20 protein-coding genes and 3 pseudogenes are annotated in these 19,236 nt (G+C 58.6%); 8 read left to right on the top strand and 15 right to left on the bottom strand.

Annotation, left to right across the window (positions count from 1 at the left end):
* Positions 1 to 12: 12 nt before the first annotated feature.
* A complete protein-coding gene (cysZ, locus tag BLQ41_RS00120) occupies positions 13 to 768 on the bottom strand; it encodes a sulfate transporter CysZ (protein WP_090175420.1) in 756 nt (251 codons plus the stop codon).
* A 315-nt stretch (positions 769 to 1,083) separates the two neighbouring features.
* On the opposite strand from cysZ, the gene trxB reads away from it, so the two are divergent.
* On the top strand, positions 1,084 to 2,046 hold the full coding sequence (trxB, locus tag BLQ41_RS00110) for a thioredoxin-disulfide reductase (protein WP_090175418.1): 963 nt from the start codon (positions 1,084 to 1,086) through the stop codon (positions 2,044 to 2,046).
* A gap of 129 nt (positions 2,047 to 2,175) precedes the next feature.
* Here the strand turns inward: trxB and BLQ41_RS00105 are convergent, their stop codons facing one another.
* The 11 genes from BLQ41_RS00105 to BLQ41_RS00055 all read right to left on the bottom strand — a co-directional run bounded on the left by BLQ41_RS00105 (position 2,176) and on the right by BLQ41_RS00055 (position 10,912).
* Positions 2,176 to 3,459, bottom strand: a complete 1,284-nt coding sequence (locus BLQ41_RS00105) for an NAD(P)/FAD-dependent oxidoreductase (protein ID WP_090175417.1) — start codon at positions 3,457 to 3,459, stop codon at positions 2,176 to 2,178.
* Positions 3,460 to 3,547: 88 nt separating this feature from the next.
* On the bottom strand, positions 3,548 to 4,381 hold the full coding sequence (locus BLQ41_RS00100; protein WP_090188305.1) for a transporter substrate-binding domain-containing protein: 834 nt from the start codon (positions 4,379 to 4,381) through the stop codon (positions 3,548 to 3,550).
* Positions 4,382 to 4,426: 45 nt separating this feature from the next.
* Positions 4,427 to 5,155: an amino acid ABC transporter ATP-binding protein gene (locus BLQ41_RS00095; protein ID WP_090188302.1), complete on the bottom strand. Its 729-nt coding sequence runs from the start codon at positions 5,153 to 5,155 to the stop codon at positions 4,427 to 4,429.
* 69 nt (positions 5,156 to 5,224) lie between these two features.
* Positions 5,225 to 6,199 (bottom strand): amino acid ABC transporter permease, encoded by a 975-nt coding sequence (locus BLQ41_RS00090; RefSeq protein WP_090175416.1) that lies wholly within the window; start codon positions 6,197 to 6,199, stop codon positions 5,225 to 5,227.
* A 181-nt stretch (positions 6,200 to 6,380) separates the two neighbouring features.
* Complete coding sequence (locus tag BLQ41_RS00085; RefSeq protein WP_090175415.1) at positions 6,381 to 7,631, bottom strand: 2-aminoadipate transaminase; 1,251 nt, start codon at positions 7,629 to 7,631, stop codon at positions 6,381 to 6,383.
* Positions 7,632 to 7,852: 221 nt separating this feature from the next.
* Positions 7,853 to 8,191: a HopJ type III effector protein gene (locus tag BLQ41_RS00080; RefSeq protein ID WP_090175414.1), complete on the bottom strand. Its 339-nt coding sequence runs from the start codon at positions 8,189 to 8,191 to the stop codon at positions 7,853 to 7,855.
* Positions 8,184 to 8,480 (bottom strand): DUF1244 domain-containing protein, encoded by a 297-nt coding sequence (locus BLQ41_RS00075; protein ID WP_090175413.1) that lies wholly within the window; start codon positions 8,478 to 8,480, stop codon positions 8,184 to 8,186. Before BLQ41_RS00075 ends, BLQ41_RS00080 begins: the two co-directional genes overlap by 8 nt.
* 96 nt (positions 8,481 to 8,576) lie before the next feature.
* Positions 8,577 to 8,948: a dihydroneopterin triphosphate 2'-epimerase gene (folX, locus tag BLQ41_RS00070; RefSeq protein ID WP_090175411.1), complete on the bottom strand. Its 372-nt coding sequence runs from the start codon at positions 8,946 to 8,948 to the stop codon at positions 8,577 to 8,579.
* 2 nt (positions 8,949 to 8,950) lie between these two features.
* The gene (gene folE / locus BLQ41_RS00065; RefSeq protein WP_090175408.1) at positions 8,951 to 9,526 is read right to left on the bottom strand and encodes a GTP cyclohydrolase I FolE; all 576 of its coding nucleotides are present in this window, start codon (positions 9,524 to 9,526) and stop codon (positions 8,951 to 8,953) included.
* Between the two features lie 21 nt (positions 9,527 to 9,547).
* The gene (folM, locus tag BLQ41_RS00060) at positions 9,548 to 10,258 is read right to left on the bottom strand and encodes a dihydromonapterin reductase (protein ID WP_090175406.1); all 711 of its coding nucleotides are present in this window, start codon (positions 10,256 to 10,258) and stop codon (positions 9,548 to 9,550) included.
* A gap of 81 nt (positions 10,259 to 10,339) precedes the next feature.
* The gene (locus BLQ41_RS00055; RefSeq protein WP_090175404.1) at positions 10,340 to 10,912 is read right to left on the bottom strand and encodes an antibiotic biosynthesis monooxygenase; all 573 of its coding nucleotides are present in this window, start codon (positions 10,910 to 10,912) and stop codon (positions 10,340 to 10,342) included.
* Positions 10,913 to 11,122: 210 nt separating this feature from the next.
* Between BLQ41_RS00055 and BLQ41_RS00050 the strand changes: the two genes are divergently transcribed.
* Positions 11,123 to 12,082: a MerR family transcriptional regulator gene (locus BLQ41_RS00050; protein WP_090175402.1), complete on the top strand. Its 960-nt coding sequence runs from the start codon at positions 11,123 to 11,125 to the stop codon at positions 12,080 to 12,082.
* Between the two features lie 3 nt (positions 12,083 to 12,085).
* Here BLQ41_RS00050 and BLQ41_RS00045 read toward each other — a convergent pair whose 3' ends face one another.
* Positions 12,086 to 12,691: a hypothetical protein gene (locus BLQ41_RS00045; RefSeq protein WP_090175400.1), complete on the bottom strand. Its 606-nt coding sequence runs from the start codon at positions 12,689 to 12,691 to the stop codon at positions 12,086 to 12,088.
* A 54-nt stretch (positions 12,692 to 12,745) separates the two neighbouring features.
* Positions 12,746 to 13,223: pseudogene (locus tag BLQ41_RS00040) on the bottom strand (PAS domain-containing protein).
* A gap of 100 nt (positions 13,224 to 13,323) precedes the next feature.
* Between BLQ41_RS00040 and BLQ41_RS00035 the strand changes: the two are divergent.
* Positions 13,324 to 13,779 (top strand): flavodoxin, encoded by a 456-nt coding sequence (locus BLQ41_RS00035; protein WP_090175399.1) that lies wholly within the window; start codon positions 13,324 to 13,326, stop codon positions 13,777 to 13,779.
* Here BLQ41_RS00035 and BLQ41_RS00030 read toward each other — a convergent pair.
* Positions 13,760 to 14,656, bottom strand: coding sequence for a LysR family transcriptional regulator (locus BLQ41_RS00030; RefSeq protein ID WP_090175398.1), 897 nt, complete (start codon positions 14,654 to 14,656; stop codon positions 13,760 to 13,762). The two genes, BLQ41_RS00035 and BLQ41_RS00030, sit on opposite strands and share 20 nt — an antisense overlap.
* 103 nt (positions 14,657 to 14,759) lie before the next feature.
* Here BLQ41_RS00030 and BLQ41_RS00025 point away from each other — a divergent pair, with 103 nt between their 5' ends.
* The 5 genes and pseudogenes from BLQ41_RS00025 (at position 14,760) to BLQ41_RS00005 (ending at position 18,652) form a co-directional block, all read left to right on the top strand.
* Positions 14,760 to 15,146: a CidA/LrgA family protein gene (locus BLQ41_RS00025; RefSeq protein ID WP_090175393.1), complete on the top strand. Its 387-nt coding sequence runs from the start codon at positions 14,760 to 14,762 to the stop codon at positions 15,144 to 15,146.
* The gene (locus BLQ41_RS00020) at positions 15,136 to 15,822 is read left to right on the top strand and encodes an LrgB family protein (RefSeq protein WP_090175391.1); all 687 of its coding nucleotides are present in this window, start codon (positions 15,136 to 15,138) and stop codon (positions 15,820 to 15,822) included. Before BLQ41_RS00025 ends, BLQ41_RS00020 begins: the two co-directional genes overlap by 11 nt.
* Before the next feature lie 132 nt (positions 15,823 to 15,954).
* Complete coding sequence (locus BLQ41_RS00015; protein ID WP_090175389.1) at positions 15,955 to 16,737, top strand: class II aldolase/adducin family protein; 783 nt, start codon at positions 15,955 to 15,957, stop codon at positions 16,735 to 16,737.
* Positions 16,737 to 17,636 (top strand): annotated as a pseudogene (locus BLQ41_RS00010) (alpha/beta fold hydrolase). The gene BLQ41_RS00015 and the pseudogene BLQ41_RS00010 overlap by 1 nt, the downstream one beginning before the upstream one ends.
* Before the next feature lie 110 nt (positions 17,637 to 17,746).
* Positions 17,747 to 18,652 (top strand): annotated as a pseudogene (locus BLQ41_RS00005) (SDR family oxidoreductase).
* Positions 18,653 to 19,236 lie beyond the last annotated feature (584 nt).

Genomic DNA, 19,236 nt, shown 5'->3' with positions numbered 1-19,236 from the left:
AGCTACAGATGTTCAGGCGGCGCTTTTTTCCAGCGCGTCAGCGCCACGCTCACGCACCCAGAACAGGGTCGCTCCTGCCACCGCCGCTGGCATCATCAAAATGTTGACCACCGGAATCAGCAGCACCAGATAAACGATCCCGCCGAAACTCATGCTCTGCCAGCGCTTCTGCCGCAGCCAGGCGAGCATCTCGTTCCAGCCCAGTTTGTGGTTATCCGCCGGGTAGTCGATGTACTGGATTGCCATCATCCATACCCCGAACAGCAGCCACAGCGGCGCGGCGATGATGTTCACCACGGGGATGAAGGAGAGAATGAACAGCCCGATCGCTCGTGGCAGGAAATAGCCGAGCTTGCGCATTTCCCGGGACAGGGTGCGGGGGATCATGGCAATCAGTTCGCCCCAGCTGAAGGTCGGGAAGTCGTCGGTGCCGCGCACCACCACTTCGACTTTTTCCGCCAGGAAGCCGTTGAACGGCGCAGCGATGACGTTGGCGAGCATCGTGAAGGTAAAGAACACCATCAGCACCACCAGCACGACAAAAATCGGCCAGAGGATGTAACTGAGAAAACTCAGCCAGTCGGGCAGCGACGGCATCAGCGTATCGACCCACAGGCTGAATTGATGGCCAGCCAGATAGATCAATCCGACGAACAGCACCAGGTTGATTGCCAGCGGCAACAGGACGAACAAACGCAGGCTGGGGCTCAGGACCAGCTTGAGGCCTTCGCGCAGGTATTGCGGGCCGGACAGAACAGGGGCGGGCATAACGGGCTCCGAGCAAGGGGTAAACGCGCCGACCTTACCGGCTTTGCCTGACGGGCGAAAGCGCGGCAGCGACATCGACATTAACTGTAACAAAGGCGCCTATAAATCCATCGTGACCGGATAGAGACCGCCTATGAGCTGGATTGTTAATCCGTATTTCCTTAATCTTCGCCCCCTCGATACGCTGCACCCATTCTTTTTACAGGACTGTCGAGTTCAAGCCTTCCCCAAGTGCTTTCAACGGTCCTTTTTTATTCCCGCCGGCAACCCGGCGTTCCGCGCCAGGTGTTCCGGGCCGGTCAACAGGAGCAGGTCATGTCTGAAGTCCGTCATTCGCGAGTGATTATTCTCGGTTCCGGCCCTGCCGGTTACAGCGCCGCAGTCTATGCCGCCCGTGCCAACCTCAAGCCATTGCTGATCACTGGCATGCAAGCCGGCGGTCAACTGACCACTACCACCGAAGTCGACAACTGGCCGGGCGATGTCCACGGCCTGACCGGCCCGGCGCTGATGGAACGCATGAAAGAGCACGCCGAGCGCTTTGAAACCGAGATCGTGTTCGATCACATCAATGCCGTGGACTTCGCCTCCAAGCCGTACTCCCTGATCGGCGACAGCGCGACGTACACCTGCGACGCCCTGATCATCGCGACCGGCGCCAGCGCCCGTTACCTGGGCCTGCCGTCGGAAGAAGCGTTCATGGGCAAAGGCGTTTCGGCCTGCGCAACGTGCGACGGTTTCTTCTATCGCAACAAGCCAGTGGCTGTGGTCGGTGGCGGCAATACAGCTGTCGAAGAGGCGCTGTACCTGGCCAACATCGCCAGCACCGTGACCCTGATCCACCGTCGCGAAACCTTCCGCGCCGAGAAGATCCTGATCGACAAGCTGAATGCACGAGTGGCCGAAGGCAAGATCATCCTCAAGCTGAACTCCAACCTCGACGAAGTGCTGGGCGACAACATGGGCGTGACCGGTGCTCGTCTGAAGAACAACGACGGCAGCTTCGACGAGCTGAAAGTCGACGGCGTGTTCATCGCCATCGGCCACACCCCGAACACCTCGTTGTTCGAAGGTCAGCTGACGTTGAAAGACGGCTACCTGGTGGTGCAGGGCGGCCGTGACGGCAACGCTACCGCAACCAACCTCGAAGGCATCTTCGCCGCCGGTGACGTGGCTGACCACGTTTACCGTCAAGCCATCACCTCGGCTGGTGCCGGCTGCATGGCGGCACTGGACGCCGAGCGCTACCTGGACGATCTGCAGAACGCCAAGTTCTGAAATCGTTGAAATGAAAAAACCGGCTTCGGCCGGTTTTTTTGTACCCACAGAAAGAGCGGTCAACATAAACCCTTGTAGGAGCTAGCAGGCTAGCTCCTACAGGGTTAACAGGGTTTGCGGAAATTTCGATCAACCGCGAAACCGTTCCTGAACGAAGTCCATGACCTTCAACGATTGATAGATCGCATTGGCCGCAACCCGCCCGAACGGTCCGCCGTTCCAGTCCAGCAAGTACGGCTTGAACAATTCATGTCGCACGCTTTCCCCGCACACTGCTTCAGCGATCACCCGGCCGCCAATCGAGCCGGTGTTCAGCCCGTGACCACCGAATGAGGTGCAGGCCCACACACCGGGTTCCAGTAGTCCCAGGTTGGGCATTTTGTTGGTGGAGTAACCCATCAGGCCCGACCAGGCCAGTTCGATGTTGACCGCGGCCAGTTGCGGATAAACCGAAACCATGTCCGCTTTCAGCATCGCCGCCAGGGCTTTTTCATTCTGTTCATTGCGGGTGGTGATGCGTCCGCCCCACAGCAGGCGATCGCCTTCGACGATGCGGTAATAATCCGATGCGCGACGGTCATCGGAGAATGCGGCGGCGCAATCGAGCACGTCTTTGATCGAATCGCCCAAGTGCTCAGTCAACACCACGTAAGTGGCGATCGGCAGGTACGCGCGGCTGAGTTTTTGCAGTTCCGGGCCGCCGTAGCCGCCAGCGCAGAACACCAGGTCCTGACAGCGCACGTTGCCGTGGGCGGTCTGGACGATTTTATTGGCCCCTTCGCGATGCCATGCGAGCATTTTTGAATGTTCAAATATACGCCCCCCCGCGGTTTCAATCGCAAGGGCCAGGCCCAGGCAATAATTCAAGGGATGAAAGTGCATGGCGTTGGGGTCTTCGACACCCTGGAAATAGCGCAGTGTGTGCGCCCGTTCCCGAACCTGAGCGGTGTCGAGGAAGTTGAGTTCGTAGCTGAAGTCACGGCGCATCGTGTCGATATGATTTTTCACACCCGCGCTGTCGTCATAGCGCTTGACCCGGATTGTGCCGGCAGAGGGTGCGCAGCCGCTCAGGGACAGTTCGGTAATGTTGCGGCGAACAATCTCCACACCTTCGACCGACATCTGGAACAACGCTTTGGCGTGCGCAAGGCCCAGTTTTTTGCGGATCGCTCCAGACCCTTCGGCCCAACCCGGCGAGACCACGCCGCCATTGCGACCGGACGCACCCCAGGCCACCTGATGGGCTTCGAGAATGATCACGCGCTTGCCGCGCCGGGTCAGTTCAAGGGCCGCGGTAAGGCCGGCGATGCCAGCGCCGATGATGCAGACGTCGCAGGTTTTGTCACTGTTCAACTCGGACCTGACCGCGCGAGGCAGAGAGGTTTGGGAATACCAGGTGTTGGGGAAGGACATGGTCGATCCTTGATAAGTTGCCGATCACGCAAATGGACGCTTGGCCTTTGTGGGAGCGATCTGGTTCGCTCCCACAGGGTTCGGGCGTTTACTTGATAGTCGAGTAGTCGACGCCGTACCACTTGTCCGAAAGCTTGGTCAGCGTGCCGTCCTTGTGCATTTCGCCGATGATTTGACTCAGCTTGGCCTTAAGCTCCGGGTCACCCTTGTCGGTGGCAACGGCCAGTGGTTCGTAGAACACCACGGCGTTGTCGACAGCCCGCAGCGGGTAGCCTTTCTTGACGGCCGCATCCAGTGTGCTGCGTTGCGTGAGGATGGCATCGAGCCGGGCACCGTCACCCAGACGCAGATCGTCCAGCGGTCCGACGGAGCCAGCGTAGGTCTTCATTTTTTCGGTTTTTACGTCGTAAACGACCGGCGGCACGTCGGTGGTTTCGATGGCCAGCGCCTGACTGAAATAGTCCTCGGACGTAGTGCCACCTTCGACGCCGATGGTTTTGCCATTCAGGGCCTTGTGATCGTTGACCGTGGATTTGTTGTGCACCGCAAACACGTAGGGCACGTAGTAATAGGTGCCGGGGAAATCGAGAATCCGCGCACGACTTTTGGTCGCGGTCATCGAGCCGACCGACACGTCCCAGCGACCGTTCCACTTGCCTGCGGTAATCACATCCCAATCGGGCGTGATGAACTTGGCTTCGACGCCGAGACGCTTGGCGATCTCCTTGGACACGTCGATATCAAAACCGTCGATTTCATTCTTGTCGTTGATGAACCCCTGCGGAGGCCAGGTCGCCGAGGTGGCGACGGTCAACGTCTTGGTGCTTTCGATCTTGTCCAGCACGGCTCCGGCGTTCGCGGCGCCGACGAACAACAGTGACAGGGCAGCTGCGAGGGTGATTGCGGGTTTTTTACTGAGCATGTCCATCTCCACTTCTCGTTATTGTTATACGGGGTAAAGCGCTTCTCAGTGACCGATGATCTGCGACAGGAATTTCTGTGCGCGTTCGGTCTGCGGGTTGTTGAAAAACTCGGTCGGGGTGGCTTGTTCGATCACCTGTCCCTGATCCATGAACAGCACGCGGTCAGCAACCTTGCTGGCAAAACCCATCTCGTGGGTCACGCAAATCATGGTCATGCCGTCGGTGGCCAGTTCGCCCATCACGTCCAGCACTTCGTGGACCATCTCCGGGTCCAGCGCGGAGGTCGGCTCATCGAACAGCATCACTTTTGGGTTCATGCACAGCGCCCGGGCAATCGCCACACGCTGCTGCTGACCGCCGGACAGTTGCGACGGATATTTGTGGGCGTGCTCGGCAATCCGCACTCGTTCCAGATAGACCTGCGCACGTTTTTTCGCCTCGACCGAGGACACGCCTTGCACCAGCTGCGGGGCCAACGTCAGGTTGTCCATTACGCTCAAGTGCGGGAACAGATTGAAGCTCTGGAACACCATGCCGATTTCGCTGCGCACGGCGCTGACACTTTCTGCTTCGCTGGTGAGGGTGATGCCGTTGACCTGTATGTGACCTTTCTGGAAATTCTCCAGGTGGTTGATGCAGCGGATCATCGTCGATTTGCCCGAGCCCGACGGCCCGCACACCACCAGGATTTCGCCGGTGGCGACGTTCAGGTCGACGTCGCGCAGGGCGTGAAAGTTGCCGTACCACTTGTTCAGGCCGGTGATGGAAATCATAGAAGGGCTGACCTGAGCAACAGGCGCCAGGTCGAGTTGTTCAGCGGTATTGGTTCGAGTCATCACGCATCAACCCCTTGCCACGGATCGGTTGACCCGTTTTTCGATTCGCGCCTGAACCCGCTCCAGAATGAATGACAGGGCCCAGTAAATCATCGCGGCGGTGATCAGCATTTCCAGGTGACGGAAGTCCGCACGGCCCTGGGTCTTGGCCAGGTACATCAGCTCCCAGACACCGATGACCGACACCAGCGAGCTGTCCTTGAGCATGGCGATGAACTGGTTGCCGGTGGGTGGAATGATCACGCGCAAGGCCTGCGGCATGATGACCCGGCTCAGGGTCTTGAACGGGCTGATGTTCAATGCTCGAGAGGCTTCCCACTGGCCGACCGGGATGCTCTGGATACCGGCACGGAAAATCTCGGTCATGTAGGCGCCGTAGCAAAGGGACAGCGCGAGGATGCCGGCCGGCACCGCGTCGACGACGTAGCCCAGTTGCGGCAGACCGAGATAAATCAGGTAGATCTGGATCAGCAGCGGAACGCCGCGAAAGAACGAGGTGTAGAACGAGGCGAGGGCATTGGCCAGGCCGTTGTTCGACAGCTTGGCCACCGCGCCGATCAGCGCCAGCACAAAGGCCAGCACAATCGCGATGGCGGAAATGTAGAGGGTGGTGGCGGCACCCTGAATGATCAGGAAGCCGATCTTGTCGAGGATGAAACTGTAGGAGAGGTTGAAGGTGTCGAAAAAGGCGAGGAACAGGATCAGCAGCTCAATCCACACCACCGTCGTCTGCACCTTGAACTTCAGGCGTCCGAGGACGTGGAAATTCAGTGTGCCCAGTGCGGCGATGCCCAGCCCGATGGCGATGTTGCGTGCGGTCAGGCTGTCCGGGGCGTTGCCCAGCAGCGGTTGCAGTAAATGGCTAAGGGCGCTGTTGCCCAGGTTCATCAGGTAGGAGCCGAGGAACAGCACCACGGCTACGCCGAGCAGGAATTGAGGATCGTTGGACTTTTTCTTATAAATTATATTGTCGTGATACATGTCTGCCTCAGCTTGTAGGTGGTGATGTTCTCGCTAGGTAAAGGGGGCTTTGGTTAATCCGAATGGTCAGGCGAAGTGCTTTGTTACCGTTCGGATTCAGGTCTTTGCTCAGTATTACGACGCCGATTCCGGGACAACAAGCGAACATAATTCGCTACGTCAGTCCCGGAAATCGCATTGTTCAGGACAGTTTCGCCAGGCAGGCCTCGAGAATATCCAGCCCTTCCTCCAGCACGGCCGCCTCTGTGGTCAACGGCGCCAGCAGGCGAATGATGTGCCGCGACTTGCCGCTCGGCATCAGCAGCAGACCGGCATCGCGCGCCAATGCCAGCAATTGTGTGAGCTGCGCCGATGCCGGTTTGCCGTCGGTGTTGATCAGCTCGATACCGCGCATCGCACCGACGCCGGTCAAGCGGCCCAGGTACGGCGACAGCTTGCTGGCGCGCCAGGCTTCGTAGCGGCTGACAATCGCTTCTTCCTGCTGTGTGCCCCAGGCTTGCAGGTTGTCATCCGTCATTTCATCCAGCGTCGCCAACCCGGCGGCGCAGGCGATGGGATTGCCCGAGTAGGTGCCGCCGAGTCCGCCCTTGGGCAAGGTGTCGAGCAGCGCCTTGCGCCCGACCACGGCACCCAGTGGAACGCCGCCGGCGATGCTTTTGCCCAGCAGGATCAGGTCCGGCTCGATGCCCAATCGCGAAAACGCAAAGCGCTCGCCGGTGCGGCCGAAGCCGGACTGGATTTCATCGGCGATCAGCAGAATGTTCTTTTCATCGCAGAACGCGCGCAGCGCTTGCGCGAATTCCACGTCCATCGCCAGGAAACCCGCTTCGCCCTGCACCGGTTCGACGATGAAGCAGGCCACATCTTCGACATCGATTTCGACGCTGAACAGTCGATCCATGGCCTTCAACGTGTCGGCGCAGGTCACGCCGTTGTCCTTGCTCGGGAAGGGCAGGTGATACACCGGACCCGGCAGCACGCCGACTTTCTGTTTGTACGGTGCGACTTTGCCATTGAGGTTGAGGGTGGCGAGCGTGCGGCCGTGGAAGGCGCCGTCGAAGGCAATGACGGCTGTGCGACCGGTCGCACCGCGGACAATCTTCAGGGCGTTCTCTGCCGCTTCTGCGCCGCTGTTGGTGAGCATGCCACTGACAGCGTAATCCACAGGGATGAACGCCGTCAGACGATCCATCAATTCCAGGTAGGGCACATGGGGGGCAGCATTGAACGCGTAGTGGGTCAGGCGCGTGGCTTGTTCGCGAATGGCCTCGACGATACGCGGGTGGCAATGACCGAGGTTGAGTACGCCGATGCCGCCGACAAAGTCGATGTAGCGTTTGCCATCGGTGTCCCAGACTTCGGCGTTTTTGCCGTGGCTGAGCGTAACGGGGTGAACGACGTTGATCGACTGGCTGATGGTTTCGCTGCTCATGGATACCTGACTCAGAAGAAGGGATGCTTCTTTTTATCTAAGCCGCGAGCAGTGGTGCCCGGCAAACGAAATAAAGTCGCCGGGTCAATATTAAAAGTCGGGATGTACGGTGGAAGATCAAAAGATCGCAGCCTCGTTTCACTCGACAGCTCCTACTGAGATCGTGTTTCCGTGTAGGAGCTGTCGAGTGAAACGAGGCTGCGATCTTTTATTTTTTTAAATCAGCGGCGAGTCAGTGGTTGCTGCGAGAACTTCACACCGGCCAATCCATGGGCAATCAATGCGCGGATATTGCCGTGGTCGCTGCCTTCAGGCGTGGCCACCACCGAACGGTAATGCTCGCCAAACGCCAACAACGCTTCTTCATCGCTCAAGCCTTCCAGCAGCGCCAGGCCCAGGGTCTTGCACGAACCTTCGTTCTGCCCGGCGGCGTTTTCCACGCCGCCGTTGTTGAACGCCTGTGGCTGATAATCGTAGCCAGCGGCGATGAACGCCAGGGTGTCGGCGAAAGCGTGATCGCCGCTCTTGAGGCTGGCGCGCAGGGTGTTCAAATCACTCATTGGGTTTTCCTTTGGCAAACGCCGCTTGTTGTTCGGCGCTGGCTTCTTGCTGGTATTTGGCTTTCCACTCGGCGTACGGCATGCCGTAAACGACTTCGCGGGCGTCATCGAGGCTGACCTCGATCTGGCGTTCGTCGGCAGCCGCCTTGTACCACTTGGAGAGGCAGTTGCGGCAAAAACCGGAAAGGTTCATCAGGTCGATGTTCTGTACATCCTTGCGGCTGTCCAGGTGCGCGACCAGCCGGCGAAAGGCGGCGGCTTCAAGTTCCAGGCGTTGTTGATCGTTCATGGGGGTCTCTGCGAGACAGCTTTGAGCGGCAGGCTTCAAGCTGCAAGTGGATTGCGTTGGTTGTTAGCTTACCGCTTGAAGCTTGAAGCTTGAAGCTTAGCGGCCCGCCGCTAACGTGATCGATACCGATTCGGCGAATCGCAAGGCGTGCGGCTTGTCGACTTCCACCTCGGCATACAGCACCGATTCGTTGGCCATGACCAGGTCGAGGATTTCCTGGGTCAGGCGTTCGAGCAGCGCGAAGCGATTGCCCTCCACATGGGCGATGATCGCCTTGGTGATGGTCCGGTAATTGAGCGCGTGATCGATGTCGTTGTCACGCACCGCTTCCTGAGCGGCGTACAGAATGGTCAGGTTGATCAGCACATCCTGCTTGTTGAGGATTTCGTCTTCGTTGATGCCGATGAAGGTCCGCAGGCACAGGTCCTTGACCCGGATGCGTGCCGTTCCTGGTTGAAGTTGTGGCATTGCTACTTGCTCCGTCCAATCAATTGCAGGAACTCCTGGCGGGTGTTGCTCGACTCGCGGAAGGCGCCGAGCATCACCGAGGTGTTCATGGTCGAATTCTGCTTCTCGACGCCGCGCATCATCATGCACATGTGCTTGGCTTCGATGACCACCGCGACACCTGCCGCGCCGGTCACTTGCTGCACTGCATCGGCGATTTGCCGGGTGAGGTTTTCCTGGATTTGCAGGCGACGGGCGAACATGTCCACCAACCGCGCAATCTTCGACAGGCCCAGCACCTTGCCGGTCGGAATATAAGCCACATGCGCCTTGCCGATGAAGGGCAACATATGATGTTCGCAGAGTGAGTACAGCTCGATGTTGTCGACGATGATCATTTCATCGTTGTCGGACGCGAACAACGCGCCGTTGACGATCTCTTCGACACTTTGCTCATAGCCATGGCAGAGGTACTGCATGGCCTTGGCCGCGCGAGTCGGGGTGTCTTGCAGTCCTTCGCGGTCGGGGTTTTCACCGAGGCCGATGAGGATCTCGCGATAGCTCTGGGACAGGGCATTCTGGTGCAGGGATAACGTCATGGAACATCCTCGCGGGGCCGCTTATTTGATGTGCCGCCCGCCGTTGACGGTCAGGGTCGTGCCGGTGACATAAGGGTTGTCGAGCAAATATCGCAGGCTCTGGTAGATCACGTCGCCGCCGGGCTCGATGCCCAGCGCGGATTTGGCCAGCGCCTTGGCGCGGTACGCCGCGTCATCGTCGGGATTGAACATTAGCAGGGCCGGCGCAATGCCGTTGACCTTGATTGTCGGCGCGTATTTCGCGGCGAAGGACAAGGTCAGGCTATCGAGCCCGGCTTTGCTGGCGCAGTAGCCGATATGTTTGCTGCTGCCCTTGCGGGTCACGTCATCGCTGATGTGCACGATGTCGGCCGGGCTTGAGCGTTGAAGCAAGTCAGCACAGTGCAGATTGATCAGGTAAGGCGCCAGCATGTGCACGCTGAACATGCGGGTAAATGCTTCGGCATCGGTGTCAGGGGTTTCAGCCAGCCATTCGGAAGCGTTATGAACGATCGCGCGAAGGACGTCGGTGTGGGTTTTCAGTTCGCTGATGAACGCGAGGATTCCCGCGGTGCTGGAGAAGTCGGCAAACACCGCGATCGCGCCCAGGTCGCGTAATGCCTGCACGCCGGGGCGTTCGCTGCGGTAGCTGAAGATCACCGGATGGCCATCTTCGAGCAACCGCTGTGCGCAGTGCAGGCCGATACGCTGGCCGGCACCGGTGATGAGGATCGGAGCTGCGGAAGAGGTCATGAACGGCTCGCGTCGCGGTGAGAGCAAAACTATACCAGCGACGGGAGTCGTACACCTACGTGCCTTTGCAGGAGCGGGCGGTCAGGGGTTTTGAGTGGCGGGCAACTTGGCCGGCAGTGGACGTGCCGGTGTGCTGTTCAGCCAGTTGGCCAGCAGTCGGGTCGACAGTGGAATAAAGAAGTAGACCATCAGTGGCGTAAGGCACAAGGTGCTGATGAGCACCCGAGGCAGCAGGCTCAGTTCGCCAAGCAATGGCCCCAGCACAAAGTTGAACAGCAATGACACCGGGAAAAACGCCAGCCAGATCGCCACCGCCTGTTTCCAGCGAGGCGGGCGTTGGCCGACTGCGCCGAACCAGCCTTCGATGCCGCTGACGCGATGCTCTTTAGGGTGCGCAAACAAATCGCTGCCACGTGCCAGCCATGCCGTGCGCGAAGCAGAATGCTCCCAGGCGTGCAGGGTGTGCTCGTTGGCAAAGCGGAAAATGATCTGGAATTCGTTATCGTCGGGTGGCGGAGCGAGCACGCCAGAGCCGAGGTAACCGGGAAAGTCAGTCGCCAGTTGTTCGCCTTCGCGCAACCAGACCATCAGGTCCTGATAACGTCCATCGGCGACGCGGCGTGCAACCATCAAGGTGACGGGGGAAGTAGACATTGTGTATCTCCGTATAACGATCGCGGCCCTCCGGATAGGAGTTTCGCCAGGCGCAGCGCCGGGGTGATGGGCTGCGTCTTGAGACAAGCAAGGATTATTCCTGATTGTGTGGATGACACCAATGACATTCGTCGTTTATTAATGAGTTGAATAGTGACAGGGCAGGAGAGTTAGAATGGGATCCAATTTTAACGCGGACGTCGACTATCAATGCCTGTACTGACTGACGTTGGCTCTGCCTCACAGGCGGATCTTTCCCTTCAGCGGGAGGATCTCTTTCCTATTCGTGAGGTGGCGCGCCTGACGGGGATAAACCCGGTCACGTTGCGCGCTTGGGAGCGACGGTACGGGTTGATCCAGCCCACGCGCACCGAAAGCGGGCATCGGCTGTACTCGATGGCCGATATCGAGAAAGTTCGCAGCATCCTGGACTGGATCGATCGCGGCGTCGCCGTCAGCAAGGTCGGCAAGATACTGGCCAAGAGCGAGCCTCTTCAGGTCTTGTCGCATCTAATCCCCAAGGATCTTGTTCAGGCCGACTACATCCAGTGGCAGCAGCAAGTCCAGGCGGCGGTCACGGCCTTTGACGAGGTGCAACTGGAGCACGTCTATGGGCAGATTTTTTCCAGCTATCCCCTGACGGTCGTATTCCAGGACATTTTGCTGGTGGTCTGGAAACATTTGCTTCAACGCCATGAAACGTTCGGGCAAGCCAGTGAATGGCTTTTTCTCGACGGTTTTCTGCGCTCCAGGGTGTTGCAACGATTGCTGTTGGTGCGTGTCATGCAACCGCGACAGATCATCGTCTGTGCCTTGGCCGATCAAGCCCGTGAGCTGGAAATACTGATCACGGCCCTGTACCTGTGCAGCGTCGATTCGGCGATTCAGTTGTTGGCTATCGGCCAGCCATTCGACGAGTTGGCCCTGGTTTGCCAGCGGATCAAGCCCAAGGCACTGGTGCTGGTGTCCAATCATGCGCCGGCAGCCGAGTTGCCTCGACGTTTGAATCGGCTGGCTATGAGTCTGGACTGTCAGCTATTGCTGGCTGGCGACGCGTCGGACCTGGCACAGGAAAGCCTGGCCGGATCGTCGATCGGATGTCTGGGTAATGAGGGGACGGTGATGCGCCAGCGCATGAAACAGTTCCTGGCAGGAAACCTGGATACCTGAGTTTCAGATGTGCAGCGCAGGGTGTGTCAGACGATGCTGTTGAAGGATGTACTGGCGCAGGCGCTCGGTCTCGTCCTTGTCGGTCTGGCTTAGTTCGTAGGCGTAAAACCCTTGTTCTGTTTCACGCTCGAAGGTGCCGCGCAACGCAATGCGTTCATAGCCTGAAGGGCTGAACCACAACGCAAAGTGCTTGGGCGGTTTGGTCTTGTTACGGACCTCCAGCAACACCCCTTTGAACGATATTTCGTGCACCCACATCGTACCGGGTTGGCCCTTGGCATTCTCAAGCGCAACCGGCTCTTCGAGCGTCAGGCGCCACGGACGGATCATCGGCCCGTCTTCGTAAATACTCGGCACCCCCAGGCGTAAATGCAGCGCATGAAACTCGTCTTCCACCAGGTGCAGCGGAAAGGTCATTTGCTGGTTTTCGAAGTTGGCCTGGATGGTGACCTGCTCATGTGCCGCGAGGCGCGTGAGCAAATCACGGATTTGCGAACCACCGTTAACGAGCAGGCTCGACGTCGCATCCCGCACATTGAGCTGCGGGTTGTGTTGCATGGTCTGGATAAAATCCAGCTCATCCTGGGTCAGGAGTGCGTCGCGATGCATGGCTTGCTCGAAAGAAAAAGATACAAATTCATCGGTGATTGTAGTTAATGACACTTAATTCGCCGTTTTGTTTTTACCGTTCGTCGCTTTTTAACGCGGCTAGTTCGGCCTGCAACTGCGCCACTTGCGCTTCCAATTGCGTAACTCGCTGCTGTGCCTTGACCTGAACGGTGACATCTTTCTGTACGCCGACAAAGTAAGTCTGTCCGTCGCTCGGATTTTTCATTGTAGAAAGGGACAGTTCGTTCCAGAACGGCGTGCCGTCCTTGCGGTAGTTCCTCAGAATCTCCCGGCAGGATCCGCCGCTGCTCACTGCCTCGCGAATCGTCGCCAAGGCGTCTTGATCCCGGTCACCTGACTGCAGAAAGCGGCAATCCTGGTAGAGGATTTCTTCGCTCGTGTAACCCGTGAGGCGTTCGAATGCAGGATTCACGTAAATCAGGATGGTGTCCTGGTCGCCCTCTTTTTCGGCAATCACGATGCCGTCATTGGAAGCGTTGATCACCATTTGCAGCAGTTGAGCGTTGATCATCGGAGAATCCTTTCCGTATTGATATGGATTTGCATTCTAAAAGATCAAACGAGCCTGTGCTGTTAATATCTGTGTTTTTACTCTGCTTCAGGATCGATTGATGAAAGTTGCCATCATTTCCGGCTCGGTGTACGGCACGGCTGAAGAAGTTGCCCGCCACGCCGCGGCTATTTTGAATGCCGCGGGTTTTGAGACCTGGCACAACCCGCGCGCGACGATCGCCGAAGTCCAGGCTTTCGGCCCGCAAGCGTTTTTGGCGGTGACCTCAACCACCGGCATGGGCGAGTTGCCGGACAACCTGCAACCCTTGTATTCAACGATCCGTGACCAGTTGCCTGCCGCCTGGCGCGGTTTGCCCGGCGCAGTCATCGGCCTGGGCGATGCGAGTTATGGCGATACCTTCTGCGGTGGCGGCGAGCAGATGCGTGAATTGTTCAGTGAACTTGGCGTGCGCGAAGTGCTGCCCATGCTGCGTCTGGACGCCAGTGAAAGCGTCACCCCGGAAACCGACGCCGAACCTTGGCTGGCTGAGTTCGTCAGCGCGCTGCGGAGCTGACTGGCCGCTCGCGCAACAGGGCGAGCCAGGCTTGCGCGGCTTTGGACAAGTACGCACCCTCACGCCAGATAAAGGCGATGTCCCAGCGCAAATAGCTCGGGGCCTTCAAGGTCAGGCGCACCACGCCTGGCCGCACCAGCCCGCGCGCCACCACGCTGGGCAACAACACCACGCCTTGACCTGCGGCCACCAATGCCGCCAAAAAATCCGCCTGACCGCTGCGCCCGCCTTCCTTGGGGGTAAATCCCAGTTGATGGCAGGCCTGGAGCAATCGGTCGTTGAGCACGAAGCTGCGCTGATACAGCAGAAACGGGGTGTCGGCCAATTCCTCCAATCCGATCACGGTCTTTGTCGCTAGCGGATGATCGGCCGGTAGCAATGCGTCCAGCGGTTCATCGCAGAAGGGTTGAAAGGCAAACTGCGGATCCTTGGGCAAAAGACTGCCGCCGAGCTCCAGCTCACCGCTCAGTACCGCCTGTTCGATGTTCAGGCTGCCGCCCTCAAGCAACTGAATGCTGATGTTCGGATAGCGACGCCGGTACTCGGCAAACAACTCGGCAAACAGCGCATCGCTGCCCAGTAGCGGCAGCCCCAGACGCAGTTCCCCACGTGCCAGTTGGCTTAAGTCATCCAGTTCGCTGAGCAACTCGTTGCGCAGCCGAAGCATGCCTTCAGCCCGTTGCAGGACCACGCTGCCAGCGGCGGTCAGGCGCAACTGCGATCCCAGGCGCTCGAGCAGCGGGGTGCCCAGGCTCTGTTCCAGTTGCGCGACTTGCTTGCTCACCGCGGATTGGCTGAGGTGCAGGGTTTTGGCGGCTTGAGTGAACCCCCCTTGATGCATCACTTCGACGAAGCTGCGTAGCTGTTTGAATTCCATGGGCCTGATTCCTGATTCCAGATTGGAATGGTATCGAGTCTAACAATTCGTTTTGGTGATGGGGGTATGCTCCGTAAAATGAGCCCTTGAGAGGACCGACATCATGCATGCATCAACCCTGAAAAAACTGGCTCGACTGGTGACTGAATTGGCCGTGCTGCTTGGCATTTATCTGCTCGGCTGCGCAATCAGCGCATGGTTTTCCTGGCCGATCCCGGGCGGCGTCATTGGCATGGCATTGTTGCTGCTGGCCTTCGCCATAGGCGGGGTCAAACCGGCGATGTTGCAAATGGGTGCAGGTTTGTTGATGGCCGAGATGCTGTTGTTCTTTATTCCAGCGCTGATGAGCCTTCTCGATTATGGCGGCCTGATGCGCAATGACGGCTGGCGGATTCTGCTGGTGATCGGCATGAGTACGCTGATGGTGATGCTCGTGACGGCGTTTACCGTGGAAGCGGTAGTGCGTTTGAGGAGGCCCCATGAAGCTTGAGCTGATGCCGATGTTCTGGCTGGCCTTCACGCTGCTGGCTTATGTGTTCAGTCGCTGGATCTATCGACGCACCGGGCGTTATCTGTTATCGCCGCTGATTCTGGTTCCGGCGCTGCTGATGGCGCTCGCGGTACCGCTGCATACCGCCTATTCCGAATATTCGAGCGACACCCATTGGCTGATGTGGGTGCTGGGCCCGGTGACTGTCGCGTTTGCCGTGCCGATCTGGCAACAGCGGCAAATGCTGATGCGGCATTGGTCGGCGTTGCTGCTTGGCATGCTGGCGGGCAGTGCGGCGTCCATCGGCACTTCATTCGGTCTGGCCAAGGCGCTGGCGCTGGACAGTTCCGTGACCCTGTCACTGGTGCCACGCTCAATCACCACGCCGTTTGCCATGCCCCTGGCTCATGAGCTCGGCGGTGTTCCGGAACTGACGGCGGTGTTCGTGATGTTCACCGGCGTATTCGGGGCGATGCTCGGCGGCATACTGCTCAAGTGGCTGCCGCTGCGCAGCGCCTTGGCACGGGGCGCGCTGTTTGGCGTTGGCGCGCACGGTGCCGGTGTCAGCCGGGCCCATGAAGTCGGCGGTGAAGAAGGTTCGGTGGCGGGACTTGTCATGGTGCTGACGGGCCTGCTGAATTTGTTTTGCGCACCATTACTGGCGGCAATCCTTTGACATGGATCCAGGTCTTGGCCTGAACTGACTCGTTGGGCCATCAAGCTGGCTGCCAATGCAACTACACGAAATCCCGGGGCTGACTAGACTGCTGAGACGACAGTAAAACAATAAGAACAGGAGGTCCTTGCCGTGAATGTTGCCCCCGTCCAATCACCCCACAATGTCAAAAACCAGGTCAGTGCCGCCGAGTGGCAGACCCGCGTCGACCTGGCTGCCTGCTACCGTCTGGTTGCCGCGCATGGCTGGGATGATCTGATCTTTACGCACATCTCGGCCAAGGTGCCGGGCACCGAAGATTTCCTGATCAACCCGTTCGGGTTGATGTTTCACGAGATCACCGCCTCAAGCCTGGTCAAGGTCGATCAGGCCGGCAACAAGCTGATGGACAGCCCTTACGAAATCAACCCGGCCGGTTACACCATTCACAGCGCCGTGCATGAAGTGCGTCACGATGTGGTCTGTGTACTGCACACCCACACGGCGTCGGGCGTCGCGGTATCGGCGCAAAAACAGGGCATTCTGCCGATCAGTCAGCAGTCGTTGTTTGTGCTGTCCAGCCTGGCGTACCACGCGTACGAAGGCGTTGCGCTGAACCACGAAGAGAAGGCGCGCCTGCAAGCCGACCTTGGCCAAAACAACTTCCTGATGTTGCATAACCACGGTCTGCTGACCTGTGGCGGCACCATCGCCGATACGTTCCTGATGATGTTCACCTTCCAGCGCGCCTGCGATATCCAGGTCATGGCGCAGGGTGGTGGCGCTGAACTGATTGCCATCGAACCGCAGATTCTGGCGGGCGCCAAGGCGATGATCGCCGGCGTTACTAAAAGTGCTCAAGGAATGGGTGGCGCGCTGGCCTGGCCTGCGCTGCTGCGCAAACTCGATCAACAAGACCCGGGTTATAAACTCTAATGCAACTCGCCGAGATCCCCCTGTGTGTCTGGCGTAAACGCGGCCAGACGTTTGTATTTCGTGGCCAGACCATTCGTTACTGGACAGCGGGGCAGGGTGAGCCGCTGTTGCTCATTCATGGCTTCCCGACAGCCAGTTGGGACTGGCATTACCTGTGGCAGCCGCTGGCGCAGCGCTATCGAGTGATTGCCTGCGACATGCTTGGCTTTGGCGATTCCGCCAAACCGGCCAACCATGAATACAGCTTGCTGGAGCAGGCCGATCTGCAGCAGGCCTTGCTCGCACACTTGAATGTCGAACGGCCGGTGCACCTGTTGGCCCATGATTATGGCGACAGCGTGGCCCAGGAGTTGTTGGCGCGGCATTACGAGACCCGCGTGGATATCGCCAGTTGTGTGTTCCTCAACGGTGGCCTGTTTCCTGAAACCCATCGTCCGGTGCTGATGCAAAAACTCTTGCTCAGCCCCTTGGGCTGGATGATCGGGCGAGCCTTTACCCGCGACGGGCTGGTAAAGAGTTTCCGGCAGATATTCGGCTCGAAAACACACCCCAGCGAAAGTGAGATGGATGATTTCTGGAGCTTGATCGACAGCAATCACGGCCCACGAATCATGCACAAACTCATCGCCTACATTCCCGAGCGGCGTGTCCAGCGCGAGCGCTGGGTCGGCGCCATGCAGCGTGGTGAAGTGCCGTTGCGAGTGATTGACGGTGAGGTCGATCCCATTTCCGGTGCGCACATGGTCAAGCGCTATCGGGAACTGATCCCGGACCCGGACACGTCCTGTTGCCCGACATCGGTCATTACCCGCAATCGGAGGCCCCGGCCCTGTACTCAAACATTACCTCGAGTTTCGTGATCGGCTGTTTCACCACCGCTCAAAGTGGCCTGTTCCTGATTATCCCCCAGCCTTATCGAGCACCATTCAGCCCCACCCTTGTTCATTGTGAGCCGCAGCGCCGTGCCTGACACTCGGGCTTATTGTCCTTGGCCTGCTGGAGTTTCCCCATGAATGAGTCTGTGCGCTTCGAAGATAAAGTCGTGATCGTCACCGGTGCAGGCGGCGGCCTGGGCCGTGCGCACGCGCTGCTGTTCGCCAAACAGGGCGCCAGAGTGCTGGTCAACGATCTGGGCGGCTCGGCGCAAGGTGAAGGCGCCAACGCTTCGGCGGCAGACCGCGTCGTGGCAGAAATTCGCGAGGCCGGCGGTATCGCCGAGGCCAACCACGACTCCGTCACCGACGGCGACAAGATCGTCCAGCACGCCCTCGATGCCTTCGGCCGCATCGATGTGGTGGTCAACAACGCCGGGATCCTGCGCGACAAGACCTTCCACAAAATGGATGACGCCGATTGGGACCTGGTTTACCGCGTCCACGTCGAAGGTGCCTACAAAGTCACCCGCGCCGCCTGGCCGCACATGCGCGAGCAAAACTATGCCGCGTGATCTTTACCGCCTCGACCTCGGGCATCTATGGCAACTTCGGCCAATCCAACTACGGCATGGCCAAACTCGGCCTCTACGGCCTGACCCGCACACTCGCCATCGAAGGCCGCAAGAACAACATCCTGTCAATGCCATCGCCCCAACCGGCGGCACCCGCATGACCGAAGCCTGATTCCGCCGCAAGTGTTCGAGCAACTCAAGCCAGAACTGGTGAGCCCGTTGGTGGTGTACTTGGCCAGCGAAACCTGCCAGGAGACTTCCGGGCTGTTTGAAGTCGCGGCGCTGGATGGGCAAAGTGCGTTGGGAGCGTAGCCTGGGCGCCGGGTTTGATCCGCGGGAGGGGTTCTCGCCGGAGGATGTGGCGGCGCATTGGCAGCAGATTTGTGATTTCGAAGGCGCAGCGCATCCGAAGGACAACATCGAGGCGCTGAAGGAAATGATGGCGAATTGCAGAAGTATTCGATTTGACGTTGATGTGTTGCGCAGGGATTTTCAGAGCCCTGCCATGCCCCGGATTGTTCCCCTCGCCACAAAACCATCGCCCATAAAAAAGGCCGCTGCAAACGCAGCGGCCAAAGCAAGACGTTGAATCAAGGAGCTACAAATCAACGTCAGTGTACTCAGGGCGATCAATCGATAAGCATCGATTCATCTGGATTCTGTCAGCGATGATGTGGATTGATCACACGTCATCGCTGCGTGCTTTCTGGCGGTTCACCTTCAAAGCCCGGCAAGAATAAGCCGTGAGCCCTAAGGAAATAGCGATTCGCGACATGCAGTGTTGCAGCCTGAGCAACAGTCCAAACTTTCCCCCCTTCTTTGTAGCAGCCTTTGGTAGTGACTACAGATCAGCGTCCGATCCGTTCATGCATCTGGCTGATAACCCTCCATCCAGCCCATCCATACCCGGCGCAAACCCGCGTCCCATCTGGCATTCATACTTAAGAGGTACACCGCGAATACCTCCTTGGTGCGCTTATCGCTCCCAACGTGCGGCAGTAGGGTGGGCCTTCTGTCACTCACCGGGGAAGACGCATGACAAAAACAACAAT

Source organism: Pseudomonas arsenicoxydans (assembly GCF_900103875.1).
In the GTDB taxonomy this organism is placed as follows: Bacteria; Pseudomonadota; Gammaproteobacteria; order Pseudomonadales; family Pseudomonadaceae; genus Aquipseudomonas; species Aquipseudomonas arsenicoxydans.
The sequence above is the reverse complement of the archived record's forward strand: the minus strand, read 5'-3'. Positions and strand labels throughout refer to the sequence as shown.